This is a genomic window from Streptomyces sp. NPDC001678, from assembly GCF_042892945.1.
Classification (GTDB): domain Bacteria; phylum Actinomycetota; class Actinomycetes; order Streptomycetales; family Streptomycetaceae; genus Streptomyces.
On sequence record NZ_JBIAUP010000011.1, the window covers coordinates 37013 to 56751 of the forward strand.

At 72.2% G+C, this 19739-nt stretch carries 15 protein-coding genes; 4 read left to right on the forward strand and 11 right to left on the reverse strand.

From position 1 onward, the window contains the following. Positions 1-6 precede the first annotated feature (6 nt). Positions 7-2520, reverse strand: a complete 2514-nt coding sequence (locus ACFYZR_RS22640; RefSeq protein ID WP_391912999.1) for a DEAD/DEAH box helicase — start codon at positions 2518-2520, stop codon at positions 7-9. Positions 2521-2653: 133 nt separating this feature from the next. Between ACFYZR_RS22640 and ACFYZR_RS22645 the strand changes: the two genes are divergently transcribed. Further along, on the forward strand, positions 2654-3445 hold the full coding sequence (locus ACFYZR_RS22645) for a metal-dependent hydrolase (protein WP_391913001.1): 792 nt from the start codon (positions 2654-2656) through the stop codon (positions 3443-3445). 29 nt (positions 3446-3474) lie between these two features. On the opposite strand, the gene ACFYZR_RS22650 is transcribed toward ACFYZR_RS22645, so the two are convergent. Together ACFYZR_RS22650 and ACFYZR_RS22655 are read right to left on the reverse strand one after the other, a co-directional pair. Continuing rightward, positions 3475-5256, reverse strand: coding sequence for an ABC transporter ATP-binding protein (locus ACFYZR_RS22650; RefSeq protein WP_391913003.1), 1782 nt, complete (start codon positions 5254-5256; stop codon positions 3475-3477). Beyond that, positions 5253-7220, reverse strand: coding sequence for an ABC transporter transmembrane domain-containing protein (locus ACFYZR_RS22655; RefSeq protein WP_391913005.1), 1968 nt, complete (start codon positions 7218-7220; stop codon positions 5253-5255). The genes ACFYZR_RS22650 and ACFYZR_RS22655 overlap by 4 nt, the downstream gene beginning before the upstream one ends. 158 nt (positions 7221-7378) lie before the next feature. Between ACFYZR_RS22655 and ACFYZR_RS22660 the strand changes: the two genes are divergently transcribed. Beyond that, the gene (locus ACFYZR_RS22660) at positions 7379-8992 is read left to right on the forward strand and encodes a peptide-N4-asparagine amidase (protein WP_391913007.1); all 1614 of its coding nucleotides are present in this window, start codon (positions 7379-7381) and stop codon (positions 8990-8992) included. A gap of 70 nt (positions 8993-9062) precedes the next feature. Here the strand turns inward: ACFYZR_RS22660 and ACFYZR_RS22665 are convergent, their stop codons facing one another. Next, positions 9063-9506: a MarR family winged helix-turn-helix transcriptional regulator gene (locus ACFYZR_RS22665; protein ID WP_391913009.1), complete on the reverse strand. Its 444-nt coding sequence runs from the start codon at positions 9504-9506 to the stop codon at positions 9063-9065. Between the two features lie 158 nt (positions 9507-9664). Here ACFYZR_RS22665 and ACFYZR_RS22670 point away from each other — a divergent pair, with 158 nt between their 5' ends. Beyond that, entirely contained in the window at positions 9665-11461 is a 1797-nt protein-coding gene (locus ACFYZR_RS22670) for an ABC transporter ATP-binding protein (RefSeq protein WP_391913011.1), read from the forward strand. Between the two features lie 80 nt (positions 11462-11541). Here the strand turns inward: ACFYZR_RS22670 and ACFYZR_RS22675 are convergent, their stop codons facing one another. The 6 genes from ACFYZR_RS22675 to ACFYZR_RS22700 all read right to left on the reverse strand — a co-directional run bounded on the left by ACFYZR_RS22675 (position 11542) and on the right by ACFYZR_RS22700 (position 18235). Then, the gene (locus ACFYZR_RS22675) at positions 11542-12768 is read right to left on the reverse strand and encodes an SGNH/GDSL hydrolase family protein (RefSeq protein ID WP_391913013.1); all 1227 of its coding nucleotides are present in this window, start codon (positions 12766-12768) and stop codon (positions 11542-11544) included. Positions 12769-12901: 133 nt separating this feature from the next. After that, positions 12902-14080, reverse strand: a complete 1179-nt coding sequence (locus ACFYZR_RS22680) for a CaiB/BaiF CoA transferase family protein (RefSeq protein ID WP_391913015.1) — start codon at positions 14078-14080, stop codon at positions 12902-12904. 44 nt (positions 14081-14124) lie between these two features. Beyond that, positions 14125-14805 carry a lactate utilization protein C gene (locus ACFYZR_RS22685; protein WP_391913017.1) on the reverse strand — a complete coding sequence of 227 codons (681 nt, stop codon included), beginning with the start codon at positions 14803-14805 and terminating at the stop codon, positions 14125-14127. Further along, positions 14802-16271, reverse strand: coding sequence for a lactate utilization protein B (locus ACFYZR_RS22690; protein WP_391913019.1), 1470 nt, complete (start codon positions 16269-16271; stop codon positions 14802-14804). Before ACFYZR_RS22690 ends, ACFYZR_RS22685 begins: the two co-directional genes overlap by 4 nt. Continuing rightward, positions 16268-17029, reverse strand: coding sequence for a (Fe-S)-binding protein (locus ACFYZR_RS22695; protein WP_391913021.1), 762 nt, complete (start codon positions 17027-17029; stop codon positions 16268-16270). Before ACFYZR_RS22695 ends, ACFYZR_RS22690 begins: the two co-directional genes overlap by 4 nt. Positions 17030-17089: 60 nt before the next feature. Next, positions 17090-18235, reverse strand: a complete 1146-nt coding sequence (locus ACFYZR_RS22700; protein ID WP_391913023.1) for an NAD(P)-binding domain-containing protein — start codon at positions 18233-18235, stop codon at positions 17090-17092. A 120-nt stretch (positions 18236-18355) separates the two neighbouring features. On the opposite strand from ACFYZR_RS22700, the gene ACFYZR_RS22705 reads away from it, so the two are divergent. Beyond that, a complete protein-coding gene (locus ACFYZR_RS22705; RefSeq protein ID WP_126917100.1) occupies positions 18356-18778 on the forward strand; it encodes a secondary thiamine-phosphate synthase enzyme YjbQ in 423 nt (140 codons plus the stop codon). A 30-nt stretch (positions 18779-18808) separates the two neighbouring features. Here the strand turns inward: ACFYZR_RS22705 and ACFYZR_RS22710 are convergent, their stop codons facing one another. Next, positions 18809-19735, reverse strand: a complete 927-nt coding sequence (locus ACFYZR_RS22710; protein WP_391913025.1) for a D-alanyl-D-alanine carboxypeptidase family protein — start codon at positions 19733-19735, stop codon at positions 18809-18811. Positions 19736-19739 lie beyond the last annotated feature (4 nt).

The window sequence follows — 19739 nt, forward strand, 5'->3', positions numbered from 1 at the left end:
AAGGCGTCAGAGCTGGCCGACGTCCATGATCCGGACGACCGCCCGGCCCTCCTCGTCGGATGCCGCGAGGTCGACCTCGGCGGAGATGCCCCAGTCGTGATCGCCATTGGGGTCGGCGAAGGTCTGCCGGACCCGCCACAGACCGTCCTCCGGCCGCTCCTCGATGCGCAGCAGCTTCGGCCCGCGCGCCTCGGGGCCGGTGCCCAGATCGTCGTACTCGTCCCAGTAGGCGTCCATGGCCTCGGCCCAGCGGTCCTCGTCCCAGCCGGACTCGGCATCCATCTCGCCGAGTTCGGCGACCTTGTCCAGGGCGGCGAGCTCCACACGACGGAACAGCGCGTTGCGCACCAGCACCCGGAAGGCACGGGCGTTGGCCGTGACGGGCTTGACCTGGTCGGCCCGCTCCTGGGCCTCCTCCGCGCTCTCCTCCGAGGGGTTGGCCAGCTGCTCCCACTCGTCCAGCAGGCTCGAGTCGACCTGGCGGACCATCTCGCCGAGCCAGGCGATCAGGTCCTCGAAGTCGTCGGACTTCAGATCGTCCGGCACGGTGTGGTCCAGCGCCTTGTAGGCACTGGCCAGGTAGCGCAGCACGATGCCCTCGGTCCGGGCCAGGTCGTAGTGGGCCGTGAACTCCGTGAAGGTCATCGCCCGCTCGTACATGTCACGGATGACCGACTTGGGCGACAGGGGGTGGTCGCCGACCCACGGGTGGCTCTTGCGGTAGACGTCGTAGGCGTGGGACAGCAGCTCCTCCAGCGGCTTGGGGTAGCTGACGTCCATGAGGCGCTCCATGCGCTCCTCGTACTCGACGCCGTCCGCCTTCATCGCCGCCACGGCCTCGCCGCGCGCCTTGTTCTGCTGCGCGGCCAGGATCTGCCGGGGGTCGTCCAGCGTCGACTCCACGACCGAGACCATGTCCAGCGCGTAGGAGGGGGACTCCGGGTCCAGGAGCTCGAAGGAGGCCAGCGCGAAGGTCGACAGCGGCTGGTTGAGCGCGAAGTCCGACTGGAGGTCGACCGTCAGCCGCACGATCCGGCCCTCGGCATCCGGCTCCTCCAGCCGCTCCACCACACCGCCGTCCAGCAGCGAGCGGTAGATGGCGATGGCCCGGCGGATGTGCCGCAGCTGGTTCCTGCGCGGCTCGTGGTTGTCCTCCAGTAGCCTGCGCATCGCCTCGAAGGCGTTGCCCGGCCGGGCGATGACCGCCAGCAGCATCGCGTGGGTGACCCGGAAACGGGAGGTGAGCTGCTCCGGCTCGGAGGCGATGAGCTTCTCGAAGGTGTTCTCCGTCCAGTTGACGAAGCCCTCGGGAGCCTTCTTGCGGACCACCTTGCGCCGCTTCTTGGGGTCGTCCCCCGCCTTGGCCAGCGCCTTCTCGTTCTCGACGACGTGGTCGGGCGCCTGCGCGACGACGAATCCGGCCGTGTCGAAGCCGGCCCGCCCGGCCCGGCCCGCGATCTGGTGGAACTCCCGCGCCCGCAGCGTCCGCACCCGCTGGCCGTCGTACTTGGTCAGCGCGGTGAAGAGCACCGTGCGGATGGGCACGTTGACCCCGACGCCCAGGGTGTCGGTACCACAGATCACCTTGAGCAGACCGGCCTGCGCCAGCCGCTCCACCAGTCGCCGGTACTTCGGCAGCATCCCGGCGTGGTGCACACCGATGCCGTGCCGCACGAAGCGCGAGAGGTTCCGCCCGAACTTGGTGGTGAAGCGGAAGTTGCCGATCAGCTTGGCGATCTCGTCCTTCTCCTCGCGCGAGCACATATTGATGCTCATCAGCGCCTGCGCCCGCTCTACGGCGGCCGCCTGGGTGAAGTGGACGATGTACACCGGGGCCTGGCGCGTCTGGAGCAACTCGGTCAGCGTCTCCGTCAGCGGCGTCGAGCGGTACTCGTACGACAGCGGAACGGGCCGGGTCGCCGAGCGGACCACCGAGGTCGGCCGCCCGGTGCGCCGGGTCAGGTCCTCCTCGAAACGGGAGACGTCACCGAGCGTCGCGGACATCAGGATGAACTGCGCCTGGGGGAGCTCCAGCAGCGGGATCTGCCACGCCCAGCCCCGGTCCGGTTCGGCGTAGAAATGGAACTCGTCCATCACGACCTGGCCGATGTCGGCGTCCTTGCCGTCGCGCAGCGCGATGGAGGCGAGCACCTCGGCCGTGCAGCAGATCACCGGGGCGTCGGCGTTGACCGAGGCGTCGCCGGTGAGCATGCCGACGTTCTCGGTGCCGAAGATCTTGCACAGGTCGAAGAACTTCTCCGAGACCAGCGCCTTGATGGGGGCGGTGTAGAAGGTCACCTGGTCATTGGCGAGCGCGGTGAAGTGCGCGCCCGCCGCGACCAGGCTCTTGCCCGAGCCGGTGGGCGTCGAGAGGATCACGTTCGCCCCGGAGACCACCTCGATCAGCGCCTCCTCCTGGGCGGGGTACAGCGAGATGCCCCGCTCCTCGGCCCAGGTCGAGAAAGCTTCGAAAAGGGCATCGGGGTCGGCATGGCTCGGCATCTGATCGATAAGGGTCACACCCCCATACTGCCTGGCCCCCGGCCGGATCAGGGAACCGGCCGGTCGAACGATGATCATCCGGGCATTACGCTGAGTGGCCGACAGGGCGTCAGCGAAGCCCGGCACGGGCCGGCGAAGGGGTGGCACGACGATGATGGGACCGGCTCATTCGCTCTCCGGGGCGGCGGCCTGGCTGGGCGTGGGAGCGGCGGCCGCCGCGCTGGACCACCCGATGCCCTGGCCCGTGCTCGTGGTCGGCGCGCTGATCTGCGCCGGGGCCGCCCTGGCCCCGGACCTCGACCACAAGTCCGCGACCATATCGCGGTCCTTCGGCCCGATATCCCGGATCCTGTGCGGGATCATCGACCAGCTGTCCTACGCGGTCTACAAGGCCACCAGGTCCAAGGCCGACCCGCGCCGCAGCGGCGGCCACCGCACGCTGACCCACACCGCCCTCTGGGCGGTGCTGATAGGGGCCGGCGCCTCGGCGCTGGCGATGACCGGGGACCGCTGGGCCGTGCTCGGCATCCTCTTCGTCCACATGGTGCTCGCCGTCGAGGGGCTGCTGTGGCGGGCGGCCCGGACCTCCAGCGATGTGCTGGTCTGGCTGCTCGGCGCCACCAGCGCCTGGATCCTCGCCGGCGTCCTGGACGCACCGGGCAACGGCTCCCACTGGCTGTTCACCGGCCCCGGCCAGGAGTACATGTGGCTGGGCCTGCCGATCGTCCTGGGCGCGCTCGTGCACGACATCGGGGACGCCCTCACCGTTTCCGGCTGCCCGATCCTGTGGCCCCTGCCGATAGCGCGCAAGCGCTGGTACCCCCTCGGCCCCCCGAAGTCGATGCGCTTCCGGGCCGGCAGCCGGGTCGAGGTCAAGATCCTGATGCCCGCCTTTATGATCCTCGGCGGTGTGGGCGGGCTGGGGGCCCTGGAGCTCCTCTGACCTCCCGGGCCCCCGCCCCGCCCGGAGGGCTAGCGATGCCAGGAGCGCCACAGCGCCGCGTACGCGCCGTCCGCCGCGACCAGTTCGTCGTGGCTGCCCAGCTCGCTGACCCTGCCGTCCTCCGCCACCACGATCACGTCCGCGTCATGGGCGGTGTGCAGCCGGTGCGCGATCGCCACGACCGTGCGCCCCTCCAGCACCTTGGCCAGGGAACGCTCCAGATGGCGGGCGGCGCGCGGGTCCAGCAGCGAGGTCGCCTCGTCCAGGACCAGGGTGTGGGGGTCCGCGAGCACCAGCCGGGCCAGGGCGATCTGCTGGGCCTGGGCCGGGGTCAGCGCGAGCCCGCCCGAGCCGACCTCGGTGTCCAGGCCCTTCTCCAGCGCCCGCGCCCAGTCCTCGGCGTCCACCGAGGCCAGTGCCGACCACAGCTTGTCGTCCCCGGCGTCCGGCCTGGCGAGCAGCAGATTGTCCCGCAGGGCACCGACGAAGACGTGGTGCTCCTGGTTGACCAGCGCCACATGGCGGCGCACCCGCTCCGTCGGCATCCGGGAGAGCTCCGCGCCGCCCAGCGTCACCGTCCCCGTCCGCGGGGCGTAGATCCCGGCCAGCAGCCGGCCCAGCGTCGACTTGCCCGCGCCGGACGGTCCGACCAGCGCCACCCGGGTCCCCGGCCGGACGTCGAGCGAGACCCCGTGCAGCACATCGCCGCCGGGCCCGTAGCCGAAGCGCACCCGGTCCGCCCGGACGTCCCGGCCCACCGGGCGCACCCGCTCGTCGGCGTCGTCGGCGCCGATCTCCCGCACACCCACGAGCCGGGCCAGCGACACCTGGGCGACCTGGAGCTCGTCGTACCACCGCAGGATCAGCCCCAGCGGCTCGACGAGCATCTGCGAGAGCAGCGCGCCCGTCGTCAGCTCACCGACCGAGAGCCAGCCCTTCAGCACACAGAACCCGCCGAGGAGCAGCACGACGCAGAGCAGCAGCACATGCGACACATTGACCACCGGATACAGCACCGAGCGCAGCCACAACGTATAGCGCTCCCACTGCGTCCATTCGAAGACGCGACGGTCGGACAGCGCGACCCGCTCCCGGCCCAGCCGGTGCGCCTCGACGGTCCGCCCGGCGTCCACGGTCTCCGTCAGGGCCGCGGCGACGGCCGCGTAGCCGGCGGCCTCGGAGCGATAGGCAGCCGGCGCCCGCCGGAAGTACCAGCGGCAGCCGACGAGCAGCAGCGGCACCGTGACCAGCAGCGACAGCGCCAGCGGCGGTGCCGTGACGGTCAGCGCCCCCAGCAGCAGCCCGGCCCAGACGACGCCGATCGCCAGCTCGGGCACGGCCTCCCGCATGGCGTTGGCCAGCCGGTCGATGTCCGTGGTGATCCGCGACAGCAGATCACCGGTGCCCGCCCGCTCCAGCACGCCCGGCGGCAGCCCCACCGACCGTACGAGGAAGTCCTCGCGCAGGTCCGCCAGCATCTGTTCGCCGAGCACCGCCCCGCGCAGCCGCACCATGCGTGTGAACAGCGCCTGGACGGCCAGGGCGACGGCGAAGAGGGAGACCGTACGGCCCAGGTGAAGCTCCCGGGCGCCCGAGGCGAGCTCCTCGACCAGTCCGCCCAGCAGATACGGGCCGGCCATCGAGGCGAGCACGGCGATCGCGTTGGCCCCCACGAGCAGGGCGAAGGCGCCCCGGTGCCGGCGCAGCATCGCCTTCGCATAGCCGCGCACCGTGGAGTGTCCGGCCACCGGAAGCGTCGTCGCCGACTCCGGTGCGGCGGGGTCGTAGGCGGGAGGTGCCAGGCCGATCATGCCGTTTCCCCGATCTGCTCGCCCTTGTCGGCCACGTCGGCCACGTCGGCCACGTCGGCCACGTCGGCCACGTCGGCCACGGCCTTCTCGAAGTCCGCTCTATCGAAGTCCGCCTTCTCGAAGCCGGCGAGCTCCATGTCCAGCGCCTTGGTGTCTGCCTTGTCGTTCTCTTCGTTCGTCCCGTCCGGTTCCTCGTCCGTCCGGCGGGTGACGACCGCGTGGTAGGCGGGGTCGGTGCGCACCAGGTCGGCGTGGGCCCCGACCGTCGCCACTCGGCCCTCCTGGACGAACACCACTCGATCGGCCCGGTCGAGCAGCAGCGGACTGCAGGTGAACACCACCGTCGTACGGCCCGCGCGCAGGTGGCGCAGCCCGTCCGCGATGCGCGCCTCGGTGTGCGAGTCCACCGCGGCGGTCGGCTCGTCCAGCACCAGCGCCTCCGGGTCGGTGATCAGGGAACGGGCCAGTGCCAGACGCTGGCGCTGCCCGCCGGACAGCGAGCGGCCGCGCTCGGTGATCCGGGCCCGCATCGGATCGTCGCTCCCTTCCGCCGAGGACCGGGTGAGCGAGGCCAGTACGTCCTCGCACTGCGCCGCCGCCAGAGCCGCCTCGGCCGTCACGGCACCCGAGGAGGGCACGTCCAGCAGCTCGGCGAGGGTGCCCGACAGCAGCACCGGGTCCTTGTCCTGGACGAGCACGGCCTCGCGCGCCACGTCGAGCGGCAGGCCGTCCAGCGCCACCCCGCCCAGCAGTACGGAGGGCGTGCCCTCGGTGCTTCCGTCGGCCCTTCCGCCCGTGCTCCCGTCGGCGTGACCGCCGAGCCGGTCGGCGAGCCTGCCCGCGGCGTCGGGATCCCCGCACACCACCGCCGTCAGCCGCCCGGTCGGCGCGAGGAGCCCGCTGACCGGGTCGTACAGATCGCCCCGCGGCCCCGGCCCGGACGCCTCCCGGTCGCCGTCCGGCGGCGCGACGCGCTCCAGCCCCAGGACCCTGGCGGCACGCGCCGCCGAGGGCCGGGAGAAGGCGTAGGCCTGGGCGATCTCCTCGAACTGGCGCAACGGCAGCAACAGGAAGCTGACCACGCCGTAGACCGTGACCAGCTCGCCGACCTCGATCCGGCCCTCCTGGACCAGCCGTACGCCGTACCAGACCACCGCGATCAGCAGCAGCCCCGGCAGCACCACCTGGACCGCCGCGATCAGCGCCCACATCCGGGCACTGCGCACGGCCGCCGTGCGCACCTCCTGGGAGGCGCGGCGGTAGCGGGAGAGGAACAGCTCCTCGCCGCCGATGCCCCGCAGCACCCGCAGCCCGGCCACGGTGTCCGACGCCAGCTCGGTGGCCCGGCCGGCCTTCTCCCGCTGCTCGTCTGCTCGCCGCGTGGCATGCGGCAGCAGCGGCAGCACCGCCAGGGCCAGTACGGGCACACCGGCCGCGATCACCAGCCCCAGGACGGGTTGATAGATCGTCAGGGACACGCAGAGCACCACGGTGGTGAGCAGCGCCGCCATGAAGCGCGAGACGGACTCCACGAACCAGCCGATTTTCTCGACGTCGCCCGTGGACACCGCCACCACTTCACCGGCCGCGACCCGGCGCGTCAGCGTCGCCCCCAACTCGGCGGTCTTCCGGGCCAGAAGCTGCTGCACCCGCGCCGCCGCCGTGATCCAGTTGGTGACCGACACCCTGTGCAGCATCATGTCGGCCAGCGCCATGACCGTCCCGAGCAGCAGCATCAGACCGGCCGCCAGCGCCAGCCGGGCGCCGGAGCGGTCGACCACCGCCTGCACGGCGAGCCCCGCCGCCAGGGGGAACAGGGCCACGGACGCCATGTTGACCGTGCCCCAGAACATCGCCTTTGCCTGGCCGCCCACCTGACTCCGCCCCAGCCACAGCAGGAAGCGGGGGCCCGACCGGACGTCCGGACGGCCGGGGTCGGCAAACGGCAGATCGCGAATGTGCATGACATCCCGGTTCGGAGTGGGTGGTAGGGGTCCGTGCCAGGCTCTCGGCAGGGAGATGTCCGGTTCAACTGGTTTTCCCGCGCCGGGTGTCCGGCCATGGCCCATCGGACCGGCTTCGTACTGGTGCGCCATGCGGCGAAGCGCTTCACTCCTGCCTCATGAGACGACTGCTTCTGGCACTGTGCGCCGCGGCCACCGGACTGGCGCTGAGCGCCGGACCGGCCACGGCCGCCGTACCCACCGAGTTCGGCACCGCATGGCACGATCCGGTCACCGCTGCCCCACCCGTGGCCACCCCTCGCACCACCTCCTGCACCGTGACCGTCGCGGAGACCGAATTCCGCGACTACACGCCCTACAAGAGCACCTACACGCCCCCCGAGCGCTGTGGTGACCGCTGGAACAAGGTGGTCCTCAGACTCGACGGCGCCGTGGCCGGGCGGCAGTTCGACCGCCTCGGCTATCTCCGCATAGGCGGTGTCGAGGTGTTGCGCACCTCGACACCCGAACCCTCGCCCAAGGGCATCACCTGGCACGTCGAGAAGGACGTCACCCGTTACGCCCCCGCCCTGCGCACCCGGCAGCCCGTCGAGATGCTCATCGGCAACCTCGTCAACGAGACCTACACCGGCGTCATCAAGGTCAAGGCGACCCTGACCTTCTACAAGGCCGAGGGGCGGGTGAAACCCGCCCGCACCCCGGACCGGGTGCTCACCCTCGACGGCGCACAGAAGGCCGGCCAGGCCTACGAGGGCGCGCTGACCGTGCCGCGCAACAGCGAGCGCGTCGTGGCCGAGGTCTACGCGACCGGGTCCGGCGGCGGCTGCGAGGAGTTCTGGTACCTCGCCGCGCCGGAGTCCTCGCCCTACTCCTGCAAGGCCAAGGACGGTCCCAACCGGGAGGTGCGCGTCTCGGTGGACGGCAGACTCGCCGGGATCGCCGCCCCCTACCCGACGGTGTGGACCGGCGGCTGGTCCAACCCCTTCCTGTGGTACGTGATCCCCGGCCCGCGCGCCTTCGACGTCCGGCCGGTGGAGTACGACCTCACGCCCTTCGCGGGGCAGCTGAACGACGGCAAGCCGCACCGGATATCGGTGACGGTGGCCGGGGTGCCCGAGGGGCAGAGCGGCTGGGACACTCCCGTCAACGTCCTGGTCTGGCAGGACGCCAAGGCGTCCGTGGTCACCGGCGCGGTCACCCGCCACCAGGAGGACGCCCCGCGCGGGACCGCCGACTATCAGCCCGGCGCCCGGCACCGGGTGGCGGCGGACGCCGCGCACGCGCTGACCGTCTCCGGCTATCTGAACACCTCGCACGGGCGGGTCGCCACCACGGTCGGCCGCCATCTGGCCGCCACCTCGCTGCACCGCTGGAAGGACGGCGAGGCCACGGACGGGCTACGGGCCCGCTGGACGGACGACGAGACCGTCACGGTCGCCGGCCGCGGACCGGCCACGGTGAACACGGCACACCGCGTCTACAGCATGGAGGGCGTCACCACCGTGGACCCCGACAACCGGCTGAACACCGTGCTCACCATGGGCGACCAGGCCGACCTGCGCACCACGCGGGCGGGGAAGCAGCTCACCTGGAGCCGGCTGGACGACACCTACACCGGTAACGCGTCCTACATCCAGAACGTCCCCCGGGAACAGCGCCACGCCACGGGAGTCTCCCGTGAGCGCTACCGCCTCCTGGGCCCCGGCGCGTGCTACGACCGCACCCTGGCCACGGTCCAGGGCGAGCTGACGGAGGACAGCCGGCGCTGCTGACCGGTCGTCCGGGAGGGGCGGGGGTGGGGCGTGCGCTCCACCCCCGCCGTCGCGCGGGCGCGGAGGGAGGTCAGGAAGCGGGGCGGACCGGGCCCGTCAGCAGCTCGGCGAGCAGATCGCCCAGCACCTCGCGCTGGCCGTCGTCCAGCGGGGCCAGGACGTCCTCCACCGCCGCGCGGCGGGCGTCCCGCAGGGCGCGCAGCGTGGAGCGGCCCTGGTCGGTGAGCTCTATGCGGATCACGCGGCGGTTGGACGGGTCCGGCACCCGGCGCACCGCCCCATTGGTCTCCAGGGCGTCGACCAGGGTCGTCACCGCCCGGGGCACGACCTCCAGGTGCTCGGCCAGATCCGCCATGCGCGGCGGTGCTTCGTAGTGCGCCACGGTGCGGAGCAGGCGCGACTGGGCGGGCGTGATGCCGACCGGGTCCAGATAGCGCTTCTGCGCGCGATTGAGCCTGCGGGTCAGCCTCAGCAGCTGCTCGGCGAGCTGGCCGGACGTGTCGGGGGCCGTCATGATCGCAATGTTATCAGGACAGATTGCATTGTGAGTATAGGTAACAGTGAGCTATGCTCTGTTCGGAGCCGGGCGGGTCATGGCACATGAGCCACCCGGCACCGTCCCGGCGTCACCGTGCCGTCCGCCTCCCGGACCCGACCTCGCTGAAGGAGCCCATGCCTCGCGACACACTGGACTGGACACCACCTCCCGCAGACCCGGAGCGGCCCGCGCAGGTGCGGCGTATCCTCCGTCTCTTCCACCCGTACCGCGGCCGGCTCGCGCTCGTCGCGCTGCTGGTCGCCGCCTCGTCGCTCGTCACCGTCGCCTCGCCGTTCATGCTGCGCGAGGTCCTCGACGTCGCCATCCCGCAGGGCCGTATGGGCCTGCTGAGCCTGCTGTCGCTCGGCATGATCGCCGCGGCCGTCGTCAACAGCGTCTTCGGCGTGCTCCAGACCCTGATCTCCACCACCGTCGGCCAGCGCGTGATGCACGATCTGCGCACCGCGGTCTACGGGCGGCTCCAGGGCATGCCGCTGGCGTTCTTCACCCGGACCCGCACCGGCGAGGTACAGTCCCGCATCGCCAACGACATCGGCGGGATGCAGGCCACCGTCACCTCCACCGCGACCTCGCTCGTCTCCAACCTGACCAGCGTCATCGCCACCGTCGTCGCGATGATCGCCCTGGACTGGCGGCTGACCGCCGTCTCCCTGCTCCTGCTGCCGGTCTTCGTCTGGATAGGCCGACGTGTGGGCAACGAGCGCAAGAGGATCACCGCCGAACGGCAGACGCAGATGGCCGTCATGGCCTCCATGGTCACCGAATCGCTCTCCGTCAGCGGCATCCTGCTCGGCCGCACCATGGGCCGGGCCGACTCCCTCACCAAGGCCTTCACCGAGGAGTCCGAGCGGCTCGTCGAGCTGGAAGTGCGCACCAATATGGCGGGGCGCTGGCGCATGTCCACCATCGGCGTCGTCATGGCCGCCATGCCCGCCCTCATCTACTGGGCGGCCGGCATCGCCCTGCGGACCGGCGGACCGGACATCTCCCTCGGCACGCTCGTGGCCTTCGTCTCCCTTCAGCAGGGGCTCTTCCGGCCCACCGTCGCACTGCTGTCCACCGGTGTGCAGGTGCAGACCTCCGTCGCCCTTTTCCAGCGGATCTTCGAATACCTCGACCTGCCCGTGGAGATCGCCGAGCCCGCGCACCCGGTGCGCCTGGAGAAGATCCGCGGCGAGGTCACCTTCGAGAACGTCTCCTTCTCCTACGGCCCCGGCAGCGCGGCCCTCAGCGGCATCGACGTCACCATCCCCGCCGGCGGCAGCCTGGCCGTCGTCGGCCCCACCGGTTCGGGCAAGAGCACCCTGAGCCATCTCGTGCCCCGCCTCTACGACGTCACCGGCGGACGGGTCCTCATCGACGGGGAAGACGTGCGCGACCTCGACTTCGACACCCTCGCCCGGGCCGTCGGCGTCGTCTCCCAGGAGACCTACCTCTTCCACGCCTCCGTCGCCGACAATCTCCGCTTCGCCAAACCCGACGCCACGGACGAGGAGATCAGAGCCGCCGCCGAGGCCGCCCAGATCCACGACTACGTCGCCTCCCTGCCCGACGGCTACGACACCCTGGTCGGCGAGCGCGGCTACCGCTTCTCCGGAGGCGAGAAACAGCGCCTCGCCATCGCCCGTACGATCCTCCGCGACCCACCCGTGCTCATCCTCGACGAGGCGACCAGCGCCCTGGACACCCACACCGAACACGCCGTCCAGCAAGCTCTCGACACCCTCTCCGCGGGGCGTACGACCATCACCATCGCGCACCGGCTCTCCACGGTCCGCCACGCCGACCAGATCATCGTCCTGGACGGCGGCCGGATCGCCGAGCGAGGCACCCACCAGGAACTCCTCGCGGACGACGGGCACTACGCCGCCCTGGTCCGGCGCGACATCCCCCTCGTGGCCAAGGTCTGACCCCGCGCGCGGGGCGGGTGGCCGGGCCCCGGCCCGGCCCAGCCGGCCCGCCCGGCCGCGTGCCACCCCGCCCCGGGGCCTCAGAGCGACCCGAGCGGCACGGCCCCGGCCATCACGCGGTACCCCGCGTCATTGGGATGCTTGTGATCCCCGCTGTCGTACGCGGGGTCGAGCGTCTCGATATCGCCCGGTGCGGCCAGAACCGTGGCGAAATCGGCCACCGCGTCGAAGACCCCGGACGTGCGGATCCACTCATTGACCGCGACGCGCTTCGCCTCGGCCCGAGGCGTGTGGTACTCGGCGCCCTTGAACGGCAGGACAGTCCCTCCGATCACCTTGACGCCGCGCCGGTGCGCCCGCTCGACGAGCTCGCGGTATCCGGCCGTCAGCTCGGCCACCGACACCTGGGGGTTGGGCCGGTAGGTGGGCAGATCCACCTCGCTGAACCCGATGTCGTTGAGCCCGACGAGGACGATCACCGAGCGGACGCCGGGCTTGTCGAGGACGTCCCGGTCGAAGCGGGCCGACGCCCGCTCGCCGTACCACGGGGAGTCATTGAGCAGCAGATTGCCGCCGATGCCCGCGTTGAGCACGGCCCAGGAGTGGCCGGCGGACCGGAGCCGCTCGGCGAGCGCGTCCGGGTAGCGCCGATCGGCGCCGACGGTCGAGCCGAAACCGTCGGTGAGGGAGTCGCCGAAGGCCACCACCGTCCCGGAAGCAGGGGCGTCACCGCCTGTCAGCTCCACATCGGAGAGGTAGTACCACGAGTGGGTCCGCTCGGCGAAGCCTCCGGCCCCCACGTCGGCGGTTCGGTCACCGGATGCCCTGAAGCTCGTTGCGTAGGCCTGTGCGTGGAAGGTCGCCGGTCCCGTCGGGCCCGCGAACCAGAGGGTCACCGTGACCGAGGACAGCGGCTCGACCGGCAGCTCCGCCAGGTCGCTCACGACCTCGCCGCCCGCCGGTACGACCACCGAAGACGCCCCGTCGAAGGACAGCGGCCGCACGGTGCCGGGCCGGACGGCGGCCCCCTCGCCGGCCAGGGCGAGCGACGCGGCGTCCACGGTCAGCGGCCCCGTGCCATAGCGGTTCGACAGCCGGATCCGGGCCCCGGAGCCACCGTCCGTCACCCGGACGACCTGGCGCACCGACTGGCGGTCGAAACCGGTCTCCGCCCAGTTCTCCTCGAAGCCGCCGCTCGGCCGCTGCACCGGGGCCGACCACCCCGCCCGCCACCGGGTCCCCGTGTCCACTCCGCCCGTCGTCCCGGCCCGTGCCGCCGTGTCGACCCCCGCCGTCCGCACAACCATGGGTCGTCCCCCTTCTGGATGGGTCCGCCGGTTCCCCGGCGATCTTCCGCTTCGGGACAGAGCCTGCCGTCCCGGGACCGGCCCACCCAGCCCCCGGTCTCGCGTACGCACGGCGTGCCTACCACCGGCAGGGTCACCCTCGACGGGCGCCCGGACCCTCCAGCCCCTCCGGCTCCCCGAACTCCGCGCGGATCGCGGCCGTGTGCTCCCCGAGCGCGGGTACCGCGCCCATCACCGCCTCCCGGCCCGCCACCGTCACCGGAGGCAGCAGCCCGCGCAGCGGACCGGCGGGCGAGCCGAACTCCCGCCATCTGTCCCGCGCCGCCAGCTGCGGGTGCGCGGCGAACTCGGCGACCGTACGCAGTCGGGCGGCCGCGATGCCGGCCGCGTCGAGCAGGGCGAGGATGCCATCGGCCGTGTGCCCGGCGAAGCACTCCTCGATGACGACCGTCAGCTGCTCGTCATGGGTGTGGCGCAGTGGGTTGTCCACGAAGCGCGGATCGTCCGACAACTGCGGGCGGCGTAACACCCGTTCGCACAGCGCCCGCCACTCGCGGTCGTTCTGCACGCTGAGGAAGACCCGGTCGCCGTCGCCGCACCGGTAGTGGCCGTAGGGGGAGATGGACGGGTGGCGGGCCCCGGTGCGGGCCAGGGGCCGCCCGTCGTACGCCTCCGCGTAGTACGGCTGCCCCATCCACTCGGCCAGGGCGTCGAAGAGGGAGAGGGACAGGGCCGAGCCCTCGCCGGTGCGCTCACGCTCGTACAGGGCCGTCAAGATGCCCGTGAAGGCGTACATCCCTCCGGCGATGTCGGCGACGGATATCCCGGGCCGGGCGACGGAGTCCGGGCTTCCGGTGAGTGAGACCAGTCCGGCCTCGCACTGCACCAGCAGGTCGTAGGCCTTGCGGTCGCGGTACGGGCCGCTCGTGCCGTAGCCGGAGACGTCGCAGGTGATCAGGCGGGGGCGGCGGGCCTGCAGGGGGCCGGGTGCCAGGCCCAGCCGCTCGGCGGCGCCGGGGCCGAGGTTCTGGACGAAGACGTCGGCGCGGGCGAGGAGCCGGTCGAGCAGCGCCCGGTCCGTGGCGTCCTTGAGGTCCAGGACCACGCTCTCCTTGCCCCGGTTGACCCAGACGAAGTAGGCGGAGAGGCCCTTCACCCGGCGGTCGTAGTCCCGGGCGAAGTCGCCGCGCCCGGGGCGTTCGACCTTGATGACCCGGGCTCCCAGGTCGGCGAGCTGACGGGTGGCGAAGGGGACCGCGACGGCCTGTTCGAGGGCGACGACCGTGATGCCGCGCAGGGGTGGTTCCGGCACGCTTCCTCCTTGGGAACGAGCGCGGTTGACAAGGGCGGGCGCTGTCAGGAGGGCGGCTCCGGGACCTCGACGAGGATCACCTCCAGAGCGCGCGGGCCGTGGACCCCCTCGACGCGGTCCAGCTCGATGTCGCTCGTCGCCGAGGGGCCCGAGATCCAGGTCAGGGGCCGGACGGGGGAGAGGCGGTCCAGGGCTTGGGGCACCGAGTCCACCACCTGCCCGGGGGCCCGGACCACACACAGGTGGTGGTCGGGCACGAGGGTGATGCGGCGGCGGCCCTGGTCCGGCCCCGCGTCGAGGACCAGGGTGCCGGTCTCGGCGATCGCCAGCGCGCACCCCGTGACCACGCTGTCCATGGCGTCCAGGTCACGGGCCGTCAGCCCCGGGCCGTCCACGATCTGTTCGACGGCCGCCTCGGCCAGCCAGCCGTCCGGCAGACCGGCCGGTACGACGACCCGGCGGGCGCCGCGCCGGCGCAGCAGTTCCGCGAGCAGGGCGGGCAGCCCTGCCGGGACCGTGCGGTGGACGACGGCCCGGTAGTCCATCAGCCGTTCGGCGAGCAGGTCGACGGACTCGGCCGGCGTCCGTTCGCCGTGCGCCCGCAGATAATCCCGGGGAACCGGGTGATCGTCGGGGCGCTCGTAGCGCGGTACATCGGCCAGCGCGCGCCGTACGCGCCCCAGGACGCGCGCCCTGCTCGGGGAGTGCTGCGGGTCGTCGGTCATGGCTGCTCTCCCCGGGTGCGGGCCCACCAGTCGCGGAAGGACTCCTCGGGCACCTCCGGCAGTTCGCGGGTGTCCGACCAGGCGCGGCCCGGGCCCGGCAGCCGCCGGGGGTGGGCGCGGCGGGTCCGGGCGGCGAGACGCTGGGCCCGGCGCAGCGCGGCCGGGTGGTCGAAGGTCCAGCCGGCGGCGCGCATCGCGGCGCGCTCCAGGGCGTGGCGCTTCGCGGGCCTGATCACGGTGCGGTTGCCGCGGACGGTGACGGGGCCGCCCTCCACGACCCGTTCCCGCAGATGGACCAGGACCTCGGGGATGTCGATGGCCACCGGGCACACCTCGTAGCAGGCGCCGCACAGGGACGAGGCGAAGGGGAGCGACTCCTCCAGCGGCGAGGCCAGGCCGCGCAGTTGCGGGGTGAGGATCGCGCCGATGGGCCCGGGGTAGGGCGAGCCGTAGGCGTGGCCGCCGGCGCGCTCGTAGACCGGGCAGACGTTGAGACAGGCCGAGCAGCGGATGCAGCGCAGGGCCTGGCGCCCGACCTCGTCGGCGAGGGTGTCGGTGCGGCCGTTGTCGAGCAGCACGAGGTGGAAGTCGCGGGGGCCGTCCTCGTCCGTGGTGCCCGTCCACATCGAGGTGTAGGGGTTCATGCGCTCGGCGGTGGAGGAGCGCGGCAGCAGCTGGAGGTAGATCTCCAGGTCCCGCCAGGTCGGTACGGTCTTCTCGATTCCGACCACGGAAATCAGGGTTTCGGGGAGCGTGAGGCACATACGGCCGTTGCCCTCGGACTCGACGACGACCAGGGTTCCGGTCTCGGCCACCATGAAGTTGGCACCGGAGATGCCGACCTTGCACCGCAGGAACTTCTCGCGCAGGTGCAGTCGCGCGGCCTCGGCGAGGTCGGCGGGCCGGTCGGTGAGTCCTTCCGGCGCCGGGCGGCCCCAGTCGGCCATCCGGTCGCGGAAGATGTCGCGGATCTCCCGGCGGCCGCGGTGGATCGCCGGGACGAGGATGTGGGAGGGCAGGTCGTCGCCGAGCTGGACGATGAGCTCGGCGAGGTCGGTCTCGTAGGCGCGGATGCCGGCCCGCTCCAGGGCGGCGTTGAGGCCGGTCTCCTGGGTGACCATGGACTTGACCTTGACGACCTCGCGCTCGCCGGTGGCCCGTACGAGATCGGTGACGATGCGGTTCGCCTCGTCGGCGTCTGCCGCCCAGTGGACCGTGCCCCCGGCGCGGGTGACGTTCTCCTCCAGCCGCAGCAGGTAGTGGTCCAGGTGGCGCAGCGTGCGGTCCTTGACGGCCGCTCCGGCCGCCCGCAGCCGCTCCCAGTCCTCCAGTTCGGCCACGGCGGCGGCCCGTTTGGCGCGGATGGTGTGTGTGGCGTGCCGGAGGTTGGCGCGCAGCGTGCCGTCCCGGGTCGACTCGGCGGCGGCGCGGGGGAAGGCGGGCATGCCCAGGTACGTGCGGCTCATGGCACGACTCCGTCCGTGGAGGCGAGGATCTCCGCCAGGTGGAGGGGGCGCACGGGGGAGCCTTCCCGGGCGAGGGTGCCGCCGATGTGCAGCAGACAGGAGTTGTCGGCCGCGCAGACCGTCGCGGCGCCGGTCCGGTCGATCGCCCGCGCCTTGTCGGCGCCCATGGCGGCGGAGACGGCCGCGTTCTTGACCGCGAACGTGCCGCCGAAGCCGCAGCACTCGTCGGCGCCTTCGAGCTCGCGCAGTTCGAGTCCCTCGACGTGCTCCAGCAGCCGGCGCGGGCGGTCACGCAGGCCCAGTGCGCGCAGACCGTGGCAGGTGGGGTGGTAGGTGACGGTGTGCGGAAAACGGGCGCCGACGTCGACGACGCCCAATACGTCCACCAGGAACTCGGTGAGTTCATAGGTTCTGGGCACCAGCCGTGCCACGGCGGCGCGCAGTCGCGCAGCCTCCGCGGGGCGTCCCTCGGCGGCCGCGCGGGCGGCGATCCGGGGGTAGGCGTCCCGGACCATCGCGGCGCACGAGGCGGAGGGGGTGACGACGTACTCGTGGTCGGCGAACGCGGCGGCGGTGCGCAGGAGCAGCGGCTCGGTGCCGTGGCGGTAGCCCGTGTTGTACAGGGGCTGGCCGCAGCAGCTCTGCGTCGGCGGGAAGTCGACGCGCACACCGAGCCGTTCGAGCAGGGTGACCACGGCCCGGCCGGTGTTCGGCCGCAGCGTGTCGTTGACGCAGGTGACGAACAGCCCTACGCGCATGACACCTCGGCCATCTCCTCGCGGTCGGTGACGCTCCGGCCAGTGATCGTCTTCGCCGCCTCATACTGCCGCAGCGAGCGCCCGCTGGGAAGAACCCGAGGAACCCGAAGGAGCTGAAGAACCCGCCGCGTCCGGCGGGCCCTCCGCCAGGAGCTCCCCGATCTCGCGCACGGCGGCGCGCCCGGCGCGGTTGGCGCCGATGGTGCTGGCCGACGGCCCGTAGCCGACCAGGTGGACGCGGGGGTCGCGGACCGCGCGCGTGCCCTCGACCCGGATGCCGCCGCCCGGCTCGCGCAACCCCAGCGGGGCGAGGTGGCCGAGGGCCGCCCGGAATCCGGTGGCCCACAGGATGACGTCCGCGTCGACGGCCGTGCCGTCGGCCCAGGCGACACCGGTCGGTGTGAGGCGGTCGAACACCGGCAGCCGGTCCAGGACCCCGGCCTCGCGGGCCCGTTCCATCGCGGCCGTCATCGGCAGTCCCGTGACCGACACGACGCTCCGCGGCGGGAGGCCCTCGCGCACCCGTCGCTCCACCATGGCGACGGCGTCGCGCCCGCGCGCCTCGTCGAAGGGGCCGTCGCGGAACACCGGCGGCCGGCGCGTCACCCAGGTCGTGGCCGCCGCCACCTCGGCGATCTCCAGCAGGTGCTGCACCGCAGAGGTGCCGCCGCCGACGACCACGACCCGCAGCCCGGCGAAGGCGTCCGGCCCGGGGTAGTCCGCGGTGTGCAGCTGACGGCCCCGGAAGTCCTTCTGGCCGGGGTAGCGAGGCCAGAAGGGGCGGTCCCAGGTGCCGGTCGCGTTGATCAGCGCACGGGCCGACCAGACGCCCCCGGACGTCTCCACCCGCAGCCGTCCACCGTCGTCCTCGCGTACCGCGCGCACCTCGACCGGTCGGCGCACGCGCAGGCCGAAGGCGTGCTCGTAGTCCGCGAAGTACCCGGCGATCACCTCCGAGGAGGGCCGGTCGTCGTCCGCGTCCGTCAGCTCCATGCCCGGCAGGGCGTGCATGCCGTGCACCTTGCCGTAGGTCAGGGTCGGCCAGCGGAACTGCCAGGCGCCGCCCGGGCGCGGCGAACGGTCCAGGACGACGAAGTCCCGTTCCGGCTCGTGTCCCGCGCGCCGCAGGTGGTAGGCGGCGGACAGGCCCGCCTGCCCGGCGCCCACGACCACGGTCTCGACGTCCTGCACCCCTGCTTCGTTCATGTTTCTACTAACTATCGGGATGGGCGATCCCTTCCCGGTGCTCCCTTCCCGGCGGGCGCCGACCGGGCGCGAGTCGGTCACCGGTACGACGGGGCGCGGCATCCGTACGAAGATGGGCGCATGAGCGATACCTTCCGCACCCGTGTCCTGGAGATCACCACCGGCCGTTCCGAGCGCGTGTACGACCTCACCGACCACTGTGAGGCGTTCCTGCGTGAGGCGGCCGGGGGCCGTGACGGCCTGCTCAATGTGTTCGTGCCGCACGCCACCGCCGGTGTGGCGGTGCTGGAGACGGGCGCGGGCAGCGACGACGACCTGCTGGCCGCGCTGCGGGACCTGCTGCCCGCGGACGACCGCTGGCGGCACCGGCACGGCAGCAGGGGCCACGGCCGTGACCATGTGCTGCCGGCCCTGGTGCCGCCGCACGCGACGCTTCCGGTCATCGGCGGGCGGCTGGAGCTCGGGACCTGGCAGTCCGTGTGTCTGGTCGATACCAACGTGGACAATCCGGACCGCCAGGTGCGGCTGAGCTTCCTGGGCTGAGGTTCCTGGGATGAGCTTCCCGGCCGGGGATCAGTCCTTCTGCGCCGACTGCGGAAGCCGGCGCAGCTTCAGCTCGGTCTTCGTGCCGAAGGCCCAGTCGAGCATCCGCACGGCGTCGGGGTAGCGGTTCGTGGGGTCGTTGAGGATGACGCCCACGACCGTGCGGTCGCCGCGGCGGGCGGCGAAGACCAGGCACGGCCCGGCGGCGGTGCCGGTGCCGGTCTTGATGCCGATCGCGCCGTCGTAGGACCCGAGCAGCTTGTTGGTGTTGTCCCAGCGGTAGGTGCGGTTGACGTTCACGGCCTTCTGGCTGGTGGTCGTCGTCTTGACCACCGTGGCGAGCGTGTCGTTCGTCAGCGCGTACCGGGCCAGCGTCGCGGAGTCGCGCGGGGTGGTGTAGTTGTTCCCGTCGCTCGATATGCCGTCGAACGAGTCGTACCGGGTGTTCGTCATGCCCAGGTCTTCGGCCGTCTTGTTCATCTTGGCTATGAACTGCCGGGTGCGGGCGGCCTCCGTGTTGCCCAGGCCGAAGGTGTCGGCGAGCGCGTACGCGGCGTCACAGCCGGAGGGGAGCATCAGCCCGTACAGCAGCTGACGTACGGTCAGGGTGTCGCCCGTCCGCAGGTCGGCGGTGCTGGCGCCATTGCGTTCCACGTAGTCGCGGTACGACTGCTTGATGGTGATCTGCTTGTCGAGGTCGAGGCCGCGCTTGTTGAGCACCGTGACCGCGGTCATGATCTTGGTGGTGCTGGCCATCTGCCGCCGGGTGTCGGCGTCCTTGCCCCACAGGGCCTGGTTCGCTCCGCTGTCGAGCAGGAACGCGCCCTGTGCGGCGATGTCGGACGGGCCGCCCTCGGCCTGGGCGGTCGTCGCCGTGGGCAGCACGATGGCCAGCGCGACCGCCGAGGCGATCGCAGCCGCGTACCGACGACGGACGGATCTGTTCCTGAGCTCCATGAAC

What these genes read in the sequence shown, in the direction of transcription:
- ACFYZR_RS22645 (WP_391913001.1), top strand. Translation starts at nt 2,654, where the DNA reads ATGATGGGACCGGCTCATTCGCTCTCCGGGGCGGCGGCCTGGCTGGGC.
- ACFYZR_RS22650 (WP_391913003.1), bottom strand. Translation starts at nt 5,256, where the DNA reads ATGATCGGCCTGGCACCTCCCGCCTACGACCCCGCCGCACCGGAGTCG.
- ACFYZR_RS22655 (WP_391913005.1), bottom strand. Translation starts at nt 7,220, where the DNA reads ATGCACATTCGCGATCTGCCGTTTGCCGACCCCGGCCGTCCGGACGTC.
- ACFYZR_RS22660 (WP_391913007.1), top strand. Translation starts at nt 7,379, where the DNA reads ATGAGACGACTGCTTCTGGCACTGTGCGCCGCGGCCACCGGACTGGCG.
- ACFYZR_RS22665 (WP_391913009.1), bottom strand. Translation starts at nt 9,506, where the DNA reads ATGACGGCCCCCGACACGTCCGGCCAGCTCGCCGAGCAGCTGCTGAGG.
- ACFYZR_RS22670 (WP_391913011.1), top strand. Translation starts at nt 9,665, where the DNA reads ATGCCTCGCGACACACTGGACTGGACACCACCTCCCGCAGACCCGGAG.
- ACFYZR_RS22675 (WP_391913013.1), bottom strand. Translation starts at nt 12,768, where the DNA reads ATGGTTGTGCGGACGGCGGGGGTCGACACGGCGGCACGGGCCGGGACG.
- ACFYZR_RS22685 (WP_391913017.1), bottom strand. Translation starts at nt 14,805, where the DNA reads ATGACCGACGACCCGCAGCACTCCCCGAGCAGGGCGCGCGTCCTGGGG.
- ACFYZR_RS22690 (WP_391913019.1), bottom strand. Translation starts at nt 16,271, where the DNA reads ATGAGCCGCACGTACCTGGGCATGCCCGCCTTCCCCCGCGCCGCCGCC.
- ACFYZR_RS22695 (WP_391913021.1), bottom strand. Translation starts at nt 17,029, where the DNA reads ATGCGCGTAGGGCTGTTCGTCACCTGCGTCAACGACACGCTGCGGCCG.
- ACFYZR_RS22700 (WP_391913023.1), bottom strand. Translation starts at nt 18,235, where the DNA reads ATGAACGAAGCAGGGGTGCAGGACGTCGAGACCGTGGTCGTGGGCGCC.
- ACFYZR_RS22705 (WP_126917100.1), top strand. Translation starts at nt 18,356, where the DNA reads ATGAGCGATACCTTCCGCACCCGTGTCCTGGAGATCACCACCGGCCGT.
- ACFYZR_RS22710 (WP_391913025.1), bottom strand. Translation starts at nt 19,735, where the DNA reads ATGGAGCTCAGGAACAGATCCGTCCGTCGTCGGTACGCGGCTGCGATC.